Origin of the sequence: Candidatus Avedoeria danica (genome assembly GCA_016703025.1) — a bacterium.
Classification (GTDB): Bacteria; Chloroflexota; Anaerolineae; order Epilineales; family Epilineaceae; genus Avedoeria; species Avedoeria danica.
This window is the reverse complement of sequence record JADJCV010000004.1, coordinates 2,064,783-2,080,308: the sequence shown is the minus strand read 5'-3', so window position 1 is coordinate 2,080,308 and position 15,526 is coordinate 2,064,783. Positions and strand designations below refer to the sequence as shown.

Annotated in this window: 9 protein-coding genes; 4 read left to right on the top strand and 5 right to left on the bottom strand. The window is 71.5% G+C overall.

The features are described 5' to 3' along the window. Positions 1–31 precede the first annotated feature (31 nt). Positions 32–3,148: a hypothetical protein gene (locus tag IPG72_11480; GenBank protein MBK6769606.1), complete on the bottom strand. Its 3,117-nt coding sequence runs from the start codon at positions 3,146–3,148 to the stop codon at positions 32–34. A 148-nt stretch (positions 3,149–3,296) separates the two neighbouring features. After that, positions 3,297–6,011, bottom strand: a complete 2,715-nt coding sequence (locus IPG72_11475; GenBank protein MBK6769605.1) for a M20/M25/M40 family metallo-hydrolase — start codon at positions 6,009–6,011, stop codon at positions 3,297–3,299. A 148-nt stretch (positions 6,012–6,159) separates the two neighbouring features. Here IPG72_11475 and IPG72_11470 point away from each other — a divergent pair, with 148 nt between their 5' ends. Both IPG72_11470 and IPG72_11465 read left to right on the top strand, forming a co-directional pair. Then, entirely contained in the window at positions 6,160–6,444 is a 285-nt protein-coding gene (locus tag IPG72_11470; GenBank protein MBK6769604.1) for a ribbon-helix-helix protein, CopG family, read from the top strand. Positions 6,445–6,695: 251 nt separating this feature from the next. Next, entirely contained in the window at positions 6,696–7,106 is a 411-nt protein-coding gene (locus IPG72_11465) for a hypothetical protein (GenBank protein MBK6769603.1), read from the top strand. A 61-nt stretch (positions 7,107–7,167) separates the two neighbouring features. On the opposite strand, the gene IPG72_11460 is transcribed toward IPG72_11465, so the two are convergent. The 3 genes from IPG72_11460 to IPG72_11450 form a co-directional block, all read right to left on the bottom strand. Further along, positions 7,168–7,575: a hypothetical protein gene (locus IPG72_11460; GenBank protein ID MBK6769602.1), complete on the bottom strand. Its 408-nt coding sequence runs from the start codon at positions 7,573–7,575 to the stop codon at positions 7,168–7,170. A 149-nt stretch (positions 7,576–7,724) separates the two neighbouring features. Continuing rightward, positions 7,725–9,335 carry a methionine--tRNA ligase gene (locus tag IPG72_11455; GenBank protein MBK6769601.1) on the bottom strand — a complete coding sequence of 537 codons (1,611 nt, stop codon included), beginning with the start codon at positions 9,333–9,335 and terminating at the stop codon, positions 7,725–7,727. Then, on the bottom strand, positions 9,332–13,135 hold the full coding sequence (locus IPG72_11450) for an FAD-dependent oxidoreductase (protein MBK6769600.1): 3,804 nt from the start codon (positions 13,133–13,135) through the stop codon (positions 9,332–9,334). Before IPG72_11450 ends, IPG72_11455 begins: the two co-directional genes overlap by 4 nt. A gap of 415 nt (positions 13,136–13,550) precedes the next feature. On the opposite strand from IPG72_11450, the gene IPG72_11445 reads away from it, so the two are divergent. Then, positions 13,551–14,612, top strand: a complete 1,062-nt coding sequence (locus IPG72_11445; GenBank protein MBK6769599.1) for an ATP-binding cassette domain-containing protein — start codon at positions 13,551–13,553, stop codon at positions 14,610–14,612. Further along, the gene (locus tag IPG72_11440) at positions 14,609–15,451 is read left to right on the top strand and encodes an ABC-2 family transporter protein (protein MBK6769598.1); all 843 of its coding nucleotides are present in this window, start codon (positions 14,609–14,611) and stop codon (positions 15,449–15,451) included. Before IPG72_11445 ends, IPG72_11440 begins: the two co-directional genes overlap by 4 nt. Positions 15,452–15,526 lie beyond the last annotated feature (75 nt).

Here is a 15,526-nt window from a genome sequence, read left to right as displayed (position 1 = left end):
ACCCGCCGTCCGTCCGAACGGACGCGCCCCGCTATGGCAGCGCGAAGGTCCGCACGCTGATCGGCAGGTACACCTTGCCGCTTCCGGCGTCGATGGTTCCGCCCGGCGTCGGCGTCTCACCGCGCGGCGGCGCGGTCGTCGTCGCGGCCGAGGGCGTCGTGGCGGACGGTTTCGGCGCGGACGGCGTTGGGCTGATCGGGGTCGTCGCCGCGGGCGTCGGGTTTGGCGGCGTCGCGGGCGGTTCACCGAACGTCAGGACGTAGAGCCCGCCGAGGGCATTGGCGACGTAGGCCCGTCCGTCGGCCGCGGCGAGGTCGATGTCCTGGCGATCGGGGACGGTGGTCTTGCCGAGGTCGACCGGGGCGGCGGGGTCCGTGATGTCGACGGCGTGCACCGTGAAGCCGGGGGCGGCGTCCAGGGCGATCCAGGCGCGGTTGCCCGAGGCGGTGACGGCGCGCGGGAAGTCGTCGAACGGCAGGGTGGCGAGGCGCTTCGTGTCGCGCGGGCCGGCGGCGGTCCAGATGTCCAAGCCGTCCGTGCTGTTCGCCAGGAAGAGCCGGCCGTCGGCGTACGCGACGTCGGCGGCGCCGCCGGGAACGGGCCACGATCCGGCAGGGGGCAGCGAGCGCGGGGTGCGCGCGTCGAAGGCGAGGAGCATGGTCGTGTCGAAATCACCGGCCAGCACCCAGACCGTGTCGGCCGAAGCGGCCAGGGCGAAGCCGTCCGCGATCCGCTTCTCGCCGAGGATCTCGGGTGTGGCCGGGTTCGCTACATCGAAGACGAAGAGGCCGTCGGGCGTCAGGCCGAAGCCGTGCTGGCCAACGACGACGGAGCGCTCGAGCGTCGGGATCTCGTCCGGCGACGGGAGGGTCGTCGTCAGGCGGGTGACGTTGAGCGGGTCCTGCACGCCGTAGGCGCTCAGGCCGAGCGGCCCGCCGGGCACCCAGGCGGTGCCGGCCACGAGGGAAAGGTCCTCACCAGGGGTCAGGAAGCCCGACAGGCGGCCGAGCGGCGATCGGCCGACGCTGCGCGGCGCGTCGAGGCCGTCGAGCAGCGTCAGGTGCCGGTGGTCCGCGTCCCAGCCGCTGAGCGCCGCCAGCCGGCCGCCGTCGACGGCGACCTCGACGACGGCGCCCGACTGATCGACGGACGCGACGACGTGCGGCGCCGACGGCGCGGCGCGCGCGATGGCCTGGACGATGCCGGCGGTGCCGCGCACCCAGGCCGTGTCGCCGTCGACGGTCAGGCCGGCGGCGGGCTCGCCCGTGACCCAGCGCGCGGTGACGGTCGGGTGGATCGGGTCGGCGACGTCCACGCGGAGCACCCCTCCGGCGCCCGTCGCCACGAACAGCGCGCTGCCGTCCAGACGCGGGTCGGATGCGCCGCCGGGCAGGGCGAGGCGGGCGGCGACGCGCGGTCGGGAGGGGGTGGCGGCGTCCACGACGACGAGGCCGTCCGTCGAACTGGCGCCGTACAACCAGCGACCGTCCGTGGCCAGGCCGGAGAGCGCGAGTCCGGGCAGTGTGGCGACGACGGTCGGGGCGGCCGGATCCGTCAGGCCGATGACCGTCAGGTCGTCGCCGGCGGCGAAGGCGTGGCTGCCGGCCACGACGACGGCCGGGACCGGGCGCGCCAGATCGACGAACGCGACGTCCCGCGGGCGGGCGGGGTCGGCGACGGCGAAGACGCGCACGCCGAGGGCGTCGGCGCCGGTCGACGGGACGAGGACGTGGTCGCCCATCACCGCCGGGCGGTGGCCGAGGCCGGGCGATTCGATCGCCCCGAGCTGGGTCGGGTTGGCGGGCGCCGTGAGGTCGACGATCCGGAGGCCGCCGGCCAGCCCGTCCTCGGCCAGGTAAGCGGTCGTGCCGCGGACGGTGAGCGCGCCGGTGTACGTGCGGTGGTGGCCGGACGGTGAGCCGTCGAGCGATCCGACGGCGGCGGGTTGGCCGGACTTTGCGACGGCGTACACCCGCAGCCCGGCCCCGCCGGCCGCCACGGCCAAGTGGTCGCCGAAGCGGGCGAGGTCGCTCAGATCAACCCCTGGGAACGCGCTCAGGTCGATGCGGGCCCCGCCGGGGCTGGCCAGCGGGCTCCCGACGTCCATCACCTGGAGCGCGGCGGTGTCGGCCACGACGGCCACGCCGCCGGCGACGGCGACGGCGCGCGCGCCGGATACGGACGGCAGGGCGAGGCGCAAGCGCGGCGTGGCCATCGCCCGGACGTCGATCACCCACAGGCCGTCCTGGCTGGCGCACCAGACGACGTCGCCTTCGACGGCGATGCGCTCCATCGCCCCGGCTTCGAACTGGCCGCGCACCACCATCTTCCGCGGATCGGTGACGTCGATGGCGGTCATGCCGAGGCCGTCGGCCAGGAACAGGCGGTTGCCGGACAGCGCCAGGGCGCTCATGAACACGCTCGGCGGCTGGACCTCGCCGAGCGTCGTCATCTTGGCCGGGTTGGAGATGTCGAGCGCCACGAGCTGGTCGTTGTCGCCCTTGAGCGTGACGTACGCGCGGTCGCCGGCCGCGACGATCTCGCGGGGCTCGCCTTCGCCCGGCGCCTCCCAGCGGCCGAGGAACGTCGGCTTGGCGGGATTCGACAGATCGACGGCCATCACGCCTTCCACGCTGTCGGCGAGGAGGACGGTGTTGCCGACCGCGGCGGCGCCGCCCGCCTCGCCGCGGCCCTGGTAGCGCCCGACCTCGCGCGGTCGGGCCGGATCGGTGACATCGAAGATCAGCAGACCGAGCGACTCGTCGACGGCGTACACGCGTCCCGGCGCGGCGACGATCTCGGACAGCAGCACCTCGGCCGGCTCGCTCAGGCCGAGCGTCCGCGGCGTGCGCGGTGTCGAGACGTCGATGACCGCCAGCCGCGGGCCGATGCCGACGTAGGCCGTCGGGCCGACGAGCACGGCGCTGATGGCGGCGGCGCCGATGTGGTGGGCGAGGACGCGCGGCGCGGCGGGGCGGGCAAGGAGCGCGTCGGGGGTGCCGGTGGCGAGCAGCGCTGCGGTGACGAGCACGGCCAGCGCGCACCGGGCGGTGGGAAGGGCGTTGGAGAGGGCGGTGGAGAGGACGTTGGAGAGGGCGGACCGTCGGCTCGTGGGCTGGGCAGACCGGGATCGCGGTGCGGCGTCCATCGCCGGGCCTCCTTGGTGGTCAGTGTCAGGGGTGGGGAGAGGGATCACGGACGGGGGCAGGGTACACCGAATCGGCGGCGCGGGGCCAGCGCATGTGGAATCGGCGGCGCGGTGCCAGCGCATGCGTCCGAGGGGGGCGTCCCTCGGGTCAACGCACGCCCCACGGCAGCCATGCGGCCTCGACCAGCGCACCTTCGATCCGCACCGCCGCGGGAGGGCCGAGCCGTACACCGGCTGCGTCGAACGTGCCCGTCGCCGCGTGATCCACGCGCAGGCGCGGCGGCTGCGGGCCGCGAAGGCGCTGGTAGTGGATCGTGGCCACTCGGCCGGTGCCGGTGACCGTGGTCGAGACCGATGCTGTCGAGACCGATGCTGTCGAGGCGGATGCGGCGCCGAGCGCGAGCACGCCGGCGGTGCCCGTTGGGCCGAGGGCGAAGGGGTCCGGCGCCAGGAAATCGCCTGGCTCGACGCCGAGGATCTGGACGGCCGACGGGTCATAGTGCAGCGTCGCCTCGTACGCGGCCATGCCGGCGACAGCGCGAACGAGAACCGCGATCTCGGAGGGGGGGGACTGGGCGATGACGGCGTCCGGGCGGAGGCGCAGCCACGGGGCGCGGGGCGCGGGGAGGACGGCGCGCGGGTCGAGCGGTGCCGGGGCGGGGGCGGCATCGGCGCCGGGTCGCGAGCGGGCGTCGGCCGCGCCGATGGCGGCTCGTGCGTCGGGGGCGGGCGCGTCGGCCACGGCCGGGCCGGTTGACGCGCTCGTCAGGATGGCCGGCAGCGGCCGGGCCCGTCCGCTGGTGAGCGGGAAGAGCGGATCGTTCGCCAGCGTCCACGTCGCGTGCGCGACGGCGTCGGCCATCTCGTCGAACATCGGCCAGTGGATGTTGGCGATCGTGTCGCACCGCTGGTGATAGCACGGGTCCATGAGCGCGCCCGCCGTGCCGCGGTAGCGCTCGGCCTGTGCGGGGCTCATCGCCTGGTTCAGGCCGGTGAAGAGCCCGCCGACCGGGATGCCGGCAGCGCTGAAGTACGCGTGGTCGGAGCGACCGGTGACGATGGTCGCCTTCTCGTGCGGGACGCCCTGCAGATCGAACCAGCGGGCGAAGAGGTCTTCGATCTGATCGGCGCCGTCCGACTCGGGGAGGCTGTCGTACAAGCCCCGGATCGGGTTCGGGGATGCGATCATGTCGAAGTTCAGGTAGGCCAGCAGCCTGGCTCGTTCGTCGGGCAGCAAGGACTCGACGTAGCGCCGCGAGCCCCAGAGGCCGAGCTCCTCGCCGCCCCACAACGCGAACCGGAGTCGGTGCCGCGGGGTGGCGTCGAGGCGGGCCACTTGACGGGCGATCTCGAGGACGGCGGCCACGCCCGAGCCGTCGTCGTTGATGCCGGGGCCGGCCGCCACGCTGTCGAGGTGGCCGCCGATCATGATGACGCCGTCGTCTTCGCTCTTCGGCCACTCGGCGATGACGCTCTGGCCGGGCAGGTCGACGGCCGAGGACTCGGCCTTGACGTGGGCACGGACGGCGGCGCCGGCGCGCAGTTGCGCCACCATCGCCTCGCCGACGGCATAGCTGGCGCCGAGGACGGGCACGGTTGCGGCGGCGCGCAGCGTCACGTCGAAGACGGCTGTGCGGTTGTCCTGGCCCTCGTTGAACACGACGACCGCCGCCGCGCCGGCCGCCACGGCGTGGCCGATCTTGTCGTCGAACGGGCATGTGCCGCGCTGGACAAGGGCGATGGCGCCGGCCGGGAACGCCGCGAAGTCCGCCGCCTCGCAGCCGCTCGTGCTCCCGTTGGGCGCCGCCGGCGGTGGGACGACGACGTCGACCGCCGTCACTGCTGCCGTCACGTCGCCCGAGCCCGAGAGCGAGCCTTGGACGAAGTCCGTGCCGAGGACGAACGCCCGGGTGTCCGGCGCCAGCTGCGCAAACGTGGCCGGCGGTGGGCTGCGGTGGCCGGGATAGCTGAACGGACGGACTTCGACGGTGTAGCCGACGGCCTCGAGCTGGGCGCGGGCGTACGCCACGGACTCCGCGTAGCCCGGACTGCCGATCGCCCGGTTCCCGCCGTTGCCGTCGGCGATGCCCTGGAGCGCCTCCAAGTGCCCGCGGAGCGCGTCGAGCGTGACGGCCCGGCGTAAGGCCGCGCTGTCGACGCCGGCCGCCGGCCCGCATGCGCGCCCGAGCCGCCCGGCGACCGCCTGTACGTCCGCCGCGCCGATCCGCCCGTCGTGGTCGAAGTCGATCGCGGCCGCGAAGCCGGCGTCGCCGGGGCGGGCGTTGAACGCGGCCGCCACGCGGCCGACGTCGGTGTCGTCCACCGTCCCGCTGGCGTCCAGATCCCCGCGACAGGCGACATAACGGTCGATCTTCATATCGCCGCCCGTCCAAGCGTACAGTGTCCGCTCGGCCACCCAGCCGCGCGTCCCGGCGTTGCCGCGGGCGCGGACGAGGATGCGGGCGCGGATCGACTGGCCGTCGACGGCGGCGATCGGCACGCTGACCGTCACGGGGAAGCGCGCGCTGGCGCCGGCGGCCAGCGCGCGGGCGGGGGCGAACGACAGCGGCCAGGAGTCGACAGCACCCGGTTCGGTCTCCAGGTTGAAGACGTGCGGGCTGTCGAACGTGTTCGTCACCGCCAGCGTCGTCCTGATCACGGCGCCGGGGGCAGTGGCGAAGAGGGCGGGTGGGGGCGGGAGGGGCGGCGGGTCCTGGGCGAGGGCGGAGGCATTGAGCATCAGTTGGCCGCCGGCGGCGCGCAGGACGAGGCAGGCGAGCGTTGCGCACGCGGCGGTGCGGGCGGCGAGGGGGCGTCGCGGGTGGGGGCGCGGGTGGGGGCGGCGGGGCGGGACAGCGGGCATCGCGGGCTCCACGGGTGCGGGCGGCGGCGGGATCCGGGCGGCGGCGATGGTGGGGCGAATCGGCGGGCGGGGCAAGCGATCATGTCCTTTCGCCCGGTTTGACAACGCCACTCCTGGCCTCTACCGTGACCGAATGAAGCATATTGCGGTGTCCGTATCGGATTCGGAGTATGAGGATCTTCGGCAGGCGGCTGACGCTAGGAGGCGGTCGATGGAGCAACTCATTCGCGACGCACTGCGCGTGTACGGCGTGACGCACGCTAGACCGAAGAAGCGATTGACGGACGTGCCGGTCCTTGAGGGACACCGGTGGATTGGACCGCCGCTCGAACCGGGTGAGGCGTTCGGAGAGATGGCGGACGAACGCTTCGACAGAGCCACACGTCGTGTTGACGGCTTCGTGGACCCGATCGACGAAGAAGGCTGGGAGTGAATCGAATCTCGAACGCGATGACAGTCGCCGGTCGATTCGCACTTTGGAGCGCGTCTTGGCTCGCACTCGTGCTCGCTGGATGTCGAAACGGAGCCGATCCCACGGCAGTCGCAGTCCCCGTTTCGTCCGAAACGCCCAACGAGCTGCCGCTCGTGGAGTCGCCACTGGCGACGGCAGGCCCAGTGGCCACACCAACCGAGACGAACCCTGCTCCTCCCAACGCGTTTCATCTCAAGGATGTCACGATCCAGATGGAGCGCTCGCCATGCTTCGGCTTCTGCCCCGAATACACGGTAACCGTCAGCGGTGAGGGCCATGTCGCTTTCAATGGCATTGCCAACGTAGAAGTGAAGGGACCGCATGAGGCGCAGATCGACGGCGAGGCGGTCGAGGATCTCCTGAAGTCCATCTTCGAGAACGACTTCTTCGCGATGCGCGACCGCTACGATTCCAAGCCGACCATCACCGTGAACGACGATGGGACGGTTGACGTGCTGACGTCCTCGATCACCGACGTGCCCACGACGATCGTCACGGTTCGGATCGGGGCGTTCACGAAGTCCGTCATCGACTACTACGAAGCCCCGGGCGGATTGCACGCGATCGAGCGCAAGATCGACGAGAAGAGCGGCATCCTCGACCGGATTGGTGGATGGCCGTAGTCGCCGCCCGAGCCAACGCCCAATTCAACTCCCACGCCGCCGCCACTTCGGGCGGCGGACGCTACGGCGCCGTGCTGCGCAGCCGCCACCGCACGATCAGACCCAGGATCCCGCCGAGGACGAGGCCGAAGCCGAAGGCGGTGCCGGCGATGAGCGCGGCCCGGATGACGTCGCTGCCCAGCTTGTCGTACTCCGCCTGGTACTCGGGGTGATTGGCGATGTACGTGCCGAAGAACGCGTTCTGGACGACCGCCACCCAGACGCCCGAGAGCAGCGATGTCGCCAGGCTTTGTGCCACCGGCGCTTCAGGTCGGCGGCGTATGAGCGCGAGATACCACGCGACGTAGATCACCAGCCAGCCGACGATCTCCCATGGCTGCGGGTTCAGCGTCGTGAACGTGAAGAGCACGGCGCTGACGAGGCCGAGCAACGACCACGTGACGGCATGACGCCAATCGATCCGGGGCACGGGCGGACCTCCTAGGAGCGGTAGCGAATCGAGGCCGCAATCATAGAACGGATGATCTACATCGTCCAATCAGTTGTAGGGGCGCTGCTTGCTGCGCGCCATGGGCGTCAACTTTAGGGGCGTCGAACGGCAAGCGGCATTGGCGATGATTAGGCGGGCATGTCCTCGTCGATCGCCACCGGCATCTCCAGCTTCGGGAACAGCACGCCGCCCTCGGCCACGGCCGTGCCCGGCGCGAGCACCCCCCAGCGCGTGCCCTCCTCCCACGACAGCCCGCCGCCCGCATCGCGCAGGCCGAGCTGGCGGGCAACGCCGTCCGCCGTCGCCGGCAGGAACGGCTGCAGCGTGAACGCCACGAGGCGCAGCGCTTCTGCCACGTCGTACAGGCACGTCGCCAGGCGCGCCTCGATGGCCGGATCGGCACGCCCCTTGGCGAGCTGCCAGGGCTCGACGACGACGAGGAAGCGGTTCGCCTCGGCCAGGACCGCCCAGATCGCCTCGAGGGCGTCGTGGTTCAGGTAGTCGGCCATCGCGGCGGCCACGCGGTCGCCGAGGATCGATGCCGATTCGAGGAGCGGCGCGGCTTCGTCCGCCAGCACGCCGTCGACGGGCGTTGGCACGAGGCCGCCGAAGTAGCGGTTCGTCATGTTCGTCGTGCGGCGGAGCAGGTTGCCGAGCTGGTCGGCCAGGTCGGCGTTGTGGGCGGCGACGAAGCGCTCCAGCGTGAAGTCGCCGTCCTCGGTCGAGCGGATGTGGCGCAGCAGCATGTAGCGGAGCGCATCGATGCCATGTTCGGCGGCCAGCGCGACGGGGTCGAGGACGTTGCCGAGCGACTTCGACATCTTGCTGCCGCCGGTCGTGACGTAGCCGTGGACGAAGATCTCCGTCGGGAGCGGCACGCCGGCCGAGAGGAGCAGCGCCGGCCAGTAGACCGCGTGGAAGCGGATGATCCCCTTGCCGATGACATGGACGCGGTCCGGACACTCGGTCCAGTAGCGCCGATACGTCGCGCCCTCGCCGGCGTAATCGAGCGCGGTGATGTAGTTCGATAGCGCGTCGACCCAGACGTACATGACCTGGCCGGGGTCGTCGGGCACGCGGATGCCCCAGCCCTTGGCGCGCGCTTCGGAGCGCGAGACGCTGAAGTCCGCCAAGCCGCCGCGGATGAAGCTCAGCACCTCGTTCTTGCGCGTCGGGGGCCAGACGCGTAGCGCGTCCGAGTCGATCAGCCGCTCGAGCTCGGCCTGGTAGTTGGAGAGCCGGAAGAACCAGTTCTCTTCCTCCACCCGATCCGGCACCGTGCCGTGCTCGGGGCAGCGGCCGTCGACGAGTTCGTCGGGCGCGTAGTACTGCTCGCAGCCGACGCAGTACAGTCCCTCATACGTCTTGCGATAGAAGTCGCCCCGTGCGGCGCACGCCAGCCAGAGCTTGCGCGCGCCCTCGGCGTGGCGCGCCTCGGCGCTCGTGCGGATGAAGTCGTCGAACGACAGGTCGAGCGCCTCTCGCAGGTCGACGAAGTACTGGGCGTTCCGGGCGACGAGCGCGGTCGTCGGGATGCCCTCCTTCTCGGCCGCCTGCACGTTCTTCAGGCTGTTCTCGTCCGAGCCCGTCTGGAACCGGACGTCACGCCCGTGGAGCCGCTGGAAACGCGCGTAGCTGTCGGTCAGGATGTACTCGAGCGCATGGCCCATGTGCGGGCGCCCGTTGACAAACGGGATGGCGGTGGTGATGTAGTAGGGGGTGGCGTCGCGTTCGCTCATCGTACGGGTCCAGTCTCGTGCGCCAGCACGTGATCGAGCCAAAGGTTCGCCAGTTTCTCCTGCACGGTGTTGGCCCGCAGCCGGGCCGCCAGGTGATCGAAGTCCACCTCGTCGAGGCGCTGGTCCTGGTTGAGGCACGAGAACACCACCGACTCGGCGCCGGTCACCGGGTCGATGTGCTTTTGGAGGCACTGGGCGCAGACTTCCTTCATCATGCACTGCATCGGCGAGTTGATGCTCCCGATCGCCACGGGGTCCTTGGCCAGATGCGGCGCCAGCACGCCCCGCCGCGCGTCCTTGACGGCGCGCATCATCCGATCGGAGCCGATGGCGATGATGCGGTCGACCGTGGGCAGCGGCACCAACGGCTCGCCGAAGCGGCCCTCGCCGTACGCCAGGATCGCCTGCACGATGTTGCCGCGGAAATGCACGTCCTGCGCCCGATTCGGGACGATGGCCTCGCCGCTGTCGGTCGACCAGATCACCTGATCGGTCGCCGCCTCGATCTCCTCGCGCTTGAACAGGTCCTCGCCGCGCTTGTACCCGCCGAAGTAGACGACCCGGTTGCCGTTGTCGCGCAGCGCCCGGGCGATCGAGAAGAGGACGGCGTTGCCGAGGCCGCCGCCGGCCAGGAGGACGTTCTCCCCGTTGGGGATCTCGGTCGGCGCGCCGGTCGGGCCCATGACGACGACGCGCTCGCCCGGCGTCAGGTGGGCGCACAGGCGGCTGGACGCGCCCATCTCCAGGATGATGAGCGAGAGCAGCCCGGCGTCCTTGTCCACCCAGGCGCCGGTGAGCGCCAGCCCCTCCATCATCAGCCGCGTCCCGTTCACCAGCGGGCTGGTGGTTTCATAGCTCTGCAGTCGATAGAACTGCCCCGGCTCGAAGCGCCGCGCCGCCAGCGGCGCGCGCACGATGAGCTCGACGATCGTTTCCGTCAGGCGGTTGACGGCGTGGACCCGTGGCGTGAGCGCGTCGGCCAGGCCGATGGCGAAGGCGCCGAACTCGTCTTGCGTCATCGGCGCGGATGGCGTCGCGGATGCCGGCAAGGGCGTCGGCAATGACGTCGGCGAGGAGGCCGGCGAAGAGGCCGACGTTGCGGGACGTGCGCCGCGTGCGGGATCGCGGGCGTCCCGTGCGCCGCCGTTCGGCGTCGGATCGTCCGCGAACAGGGCCGCCACGTGCGGGAAGCCGAACTTGGCCGAGGCCATCGCCTTGACGACGTTGCCGGCGAAGACGGGGTGGTTGTCGCCGTAGAACGAGATCAGCCGCCCGCCCTGGTCGTACGAGGTGAAGAACGCATCGGCGGCGCCCTCCGCGGGCACCGGCCGCCAGCCGCCGTCCGCCGCGCGTTCGGCGCGGTGGCCCAGGAAGAACCGCCCGCGCGTGTCCAGCCCGAGGCTGCCCGGATGCTCCTTGGCGTAGCCGATGTTGGGCGACGTGCCGGCGGCCACCATCACGCTGCGCGCCGGCAGCGTCACGGTGCGGTCCGTGGCCTTCCAGCGGCCGTCGACCATGGCCTGCACGCGGAACCGCAGCGCCGCCACCGCGCCGTGATCGTCCAGGACGGCCTCCTCGGGATCCATGCACTCGGCGATCTGAATGCCCTCTTCGAGCGCCTTGGCCACCTCTTCGTGGTTCAGGCGGTAGGCCGGCGAGTCGTCGAGGCTCTTGCGATAGGCCAATGTGACGCCGCCCCACGCGCGCAGCAGCGGCGTGAAGTCCGGCGCCTCGCCGGCGGCGGCGGCGCGGGCGCGCTCGGCGCGGATGGCGCGGCCGTGGGCCAGGAACTCCTCGAGGACGTCGCGCTCCTCATCGTCCATCCGGGCCCAGACGCGTGCTTCCCCGCCCGATGCGGCGATGCCCTCGACCCGCAGCAGCATCTTCTCGACCTGGACCGGGTAGTACGCCATGAGCTCGGTGGCCGTATCGACGGCCGTCAGGCCGCCGCCGATGACGACGGCCGGCAGGCGCACCTGCAGGTTGGCCAGCGAATCGCGCTTGGCGGCGCCGGTGAGCTGGAGGGCCATGAGGAAGTCGCTGGCCTTGCGGATCCCGCGCGACAGGTTGTTGCGCATCTCGATGACCGTCGGCTTGCCGGCGCCGGCAGCGACGGCGATGTGGTCGAAGCCGAGACCCCAGGCGTCCTCGGCGGTCAGCGTGCCGCCGAAGCGCACGCCGTCGAAGATGCGGAACGCGGTGCGGCGCGCCAGGGTCAGGTGGAGGAGCGTCAGGAAGTTCTTGTCCCAGCGGACCGTGATGCCGTATTCGGACACCCCGCCGAAGCCTTCCAGGATGCGCTCGTCGAGCGAACGGTAAAGGGTGTCCCACGACTCGATCGGCCGCGGCGCCACGCCCGCGTCAGCCTCGCCGACCCACTTCGCGTCCAACGGCTCGATCTTCAAGCCGTCGATGCCGACGACGCCGAAGCCCTCGTTGAGGAGGTGGTGCGCCAGCGTGTAGCCGGCCGGCCCAAGGCCGACGACCAGGACGTTGCGGCCCCGGTAGGGCAAGGGATAGGGGCGGCGGACGTTGAGCGGGTTCCAGCGCGTGAGGAAGCCGTAGATCTCGACGCCCCACGGCAGGCGCAGGACATCGGTCAGGGCGCCGGTCTCGATCTGCGGGATGTTGACCGGGTCCTGGGTCTGGTAGATGCAGCCCTTCATGCAGTTGTTGCAGATCCGGTGGCCGGTGCCCGGGCACATCGGGTTGTCCACCATCACGAGCGCCAGCGCGCCCAGCGGATCGCCGTCGCGCATGAGGACGTGGGCCTCGGAGATCTTCTCGTCCAGCGGGCAACCGTCGAGGACGATGCCGAGCGGGTTGGTCTTGTAGGCGCCGTCCGGCGTGTGGAGGCCCTTGGAGCACGAGTCCTTGTCGCGCTCGTGGCAGTAGATGCAGTAGTGCACCTCGGCGAGCACCTCGCGCTGATCCATGCGCTGATCCGTCAGCGCGAACCCGTCGCGCCGGCGCCACGCGGCGTGCGGCCCCTCGATGACCTCGGGCACATCGGCCCGCGGGCGTTCGATCCTCACGAGCGCGTCGTAGTCGGTGGGCTCGGGCGCGCGGAAGCTGACCCAGCCCGCGGTCTCGGGATGCCCGACCGGGTCGTGGACCCGTGCGGCGCACCAGGCGGCCAGGTGGGCGATGACGCGGGCGACGACGGCCGCATCGTCGGCGCCGACGCCGTCATCGACGCCGTCGCGATCGCCGATGCCGAGGGCGTCGCGCAACGCGGCCACGACGCCACGGGCGGGCTCGGGCAGGGGCGCCGCGGGGCCGCTGGCCTTGGCGTGGGCTTCGGCGTCCAGGAGCACGCACGCCAGGCGGGCGGTTTGCGCTTCGAGGTCGTCGGAACGGCGATCGTGGCGGTCAACGACGTTCGCCGTGTCGGCCGGACGCGCAGGCAGCGGCGGGTCCGAAGGCGTCGCCGGTGCCGCGTCGGGCCGCGGGGCGAACGGCCAGCGCGGGTCGGCGTGCAGCGTCGAAAGGTCAGCTTCCGCCGCCGCGGCGGTCGCGGCGGCGGCTTCGGGCGTGACGCCCGCCTTGCCGCGGGCGAGCGCGCGCCGGCGCACGAGATCGATCTTGAAGCGGAAGACGGGGTCGTGCGCACGGATCCCGGCCCGCAGGAGCGCGCGCTCGTCGTCGATGCCGAACAGGCGCGCCACGAATGCCGAGACGTGCGGCGCCGTTGCGGTGAGGATGGCCGAGGCGTCGATCGGGCCGAGGGCGTCGGGGGCGGCGCGCCAGGCGTCGTAGCGGTCGGCCAAGGCGGGGTCGACGGCGCGCAACTCGGCCATGAAGACGTCGTAGAGGTCACGCAGCCGGGCGGCATCGTGCAGGTCAGGGTAGGCGAAGCCGGGAATGCCGGGGATGAGGTCCATTGAGCATCAACCGTTCTGTGGGCACGGATCCGTCGGCGCCGACAGGGTGATGTGCCAAGAAGCGTCGCGGTGCGAGCGCGTGGTGTTGCGGCCCCCCAAAGGCCTCCGGCGCACCGAATGCCGGTCGCGCGCGAACAGGCGGACCCTTGAAGCGTCCGACCGGCGCCGCGGCATTGTCGACGAATCGGGCCCGCGGTCAATCCGCAGCCGTGGGGGCTCGGCGGGTTGCGGCGGCCGGCGGGTCATGCGTATCCCCGCCAGGCGCAGCGGCGTTACTCTCCGCAACAGTCCCCGTCCGTCGCCGCAGGGTCAGTCAGGAGACCGCCCGATCATGCCCGCCATCGTCGTCGACAACCTGCGCAAGACGTTCACCGCCAAGCGCAAGGCGGCGGGCCTCGCCGGCAGCCTCAAGGCCATGGTGCGGCCGGACCGCACGACGGTCGAGGCGGTGCAGGGGCTGTCGTTCCGGATGGACGAGGGTGAGCTGCTGGGGTTCATCGGCCCGAACGGGGCCGGGAAGTCGACGACGATCAAGATCCTGACGGGCATCCTGTACCCCACGTCCGGCACGGCCGAGGTGCTCGGGTTCGTGCCGTGGCGGGAGCGGCGGAAGCTGGCGTACCACATCGGCACGGTGTTCGGACAGCGCTCCCAGCTCTGGCCGCACCTGCCGGCCATCGACACGTTGGCGTTGTTCGGCAAGATCTACGAGCTGGACCATCGCACGGTCAAGCGCCGCATCGCCCTGCTGAGCGAGGCCTTCGAGATCACGCACCTGCTCGAGACGCCCGTGCGAAAACTGTCGCTCGGCCAGCGCATGCGTTGCGAGGTCGCGGCGTCGCTCCTGCACCAGCCGCGGTTGATCCTGCTGGACGAGCCTTCCATCGGCCTCGACCCGGTGGCCAAGCAGCGCATCCGCGACATGATCATCCGCATGAACGCCGAGGAGGGGGTCGGCGTCCTCCTCACCAGCCACGACGCGGGCGACATCGAGGCGCTGTGCAAGCGCGTGATCATCGTCAACCACGGCCAGATCGTGTACGACGACCGCGTGAGCGCGCTCAAGCGGCGCTACCTGACCGTGAAGGACGTCGGCGTCCGATTCGTCGAGCCGATCGCCGGCGATGTCGACATCCCCGGCGCTGACGTCATCAAGGTGGGCGGCGGCGGATACGGGCTCAAGCTGCGATTCGACACGACCGTCACGCCGGCGGCGGAGCTGCTGGCGCACATCGGCGCCCTCGGCGGCGTCGAGGACGTCACGATCAGCGACCCGTCGCTCGAGGACGTCATCCGCGTGATCTACGAACAGGCGGCGGCGGGGGAGGCGATCCGCCCCGCCGATGGCCTCTGGCCGCCGGTGGAGCCGGAAGGGCCGGCGGGAGCACCGTGAGCGTCGGCGCGGCGGCCGAGCGGCGGGGCGCGGGCAGGCAGGCGCGGCGGTCGGCCGCCAAGTACGCCGCCGTTGTCCGCACCCAGCTGGCGCACGGCTTGGCCTATCCGGCCGACCTCGTCATGCGCTCGCTGACGATCGTCATCTTCATGTGGGTGTTCATCCACTTGTGGCGCTCGACGTACGCCACCACCGGCCAGGCGTCGGTGCGCGGCCTGACGCTGAACGACACGCTGTGGTACCTCGTGCTGGCCGAGTCCATCACGCTCTCCAAGCCGCGTGTGGCCACGGCGATCGCGCTGGCGGTGCGCGACGGGTCGGTGGCGTATCAGCTGTCGAAGCCCTACAACTTTCTGGGCTACCAGGCGGCCGTCACGGTGGGCGATGCGTTGGTGCGCGGGTGGGTGACGGTGCTCCTCGGCGGCGCGCTGGTGGCCGTGATGATTGGGCCGCCGCCATCGATGCTCGGGTGGCCGCTGGCGCTCGTGGCGGTGATCGCGGGCTGGCTGATCGACTTCTGCATGGCCACACTGATCGGTCTGATGGCGTTCGTCATCGAGGATGTCGCGGCGTTCGAGTGGATCTACTCCAAATTGATCCTCGTCTTGGGCGGTGTGCTGCTCCCGCTCGACTTTCTGCCCGATGGGTTTCGCCGGGTGGCCGAGGCGTTGCCGTTCGCCTACACCACGTGGGCGCCGGCGCGGTTGTTCGTGTCGCCCGACCCCGCCCTGTTCGTCCGGCTCTTCGGCATCCAACTGGCGTGGCTGGCGGGTCTGGCGCTGCTCGTGGCGATGGTCCATCGGCAGTGCACGACGCGCCTTGCGGTCAATGGGGGGTAAGCGGGTGGCCAAGGAGGGTGAAACGGCGACCCGTACCCCGCCACTGGACAGGCCTGGGGTGCCCGTGCGGCTTTG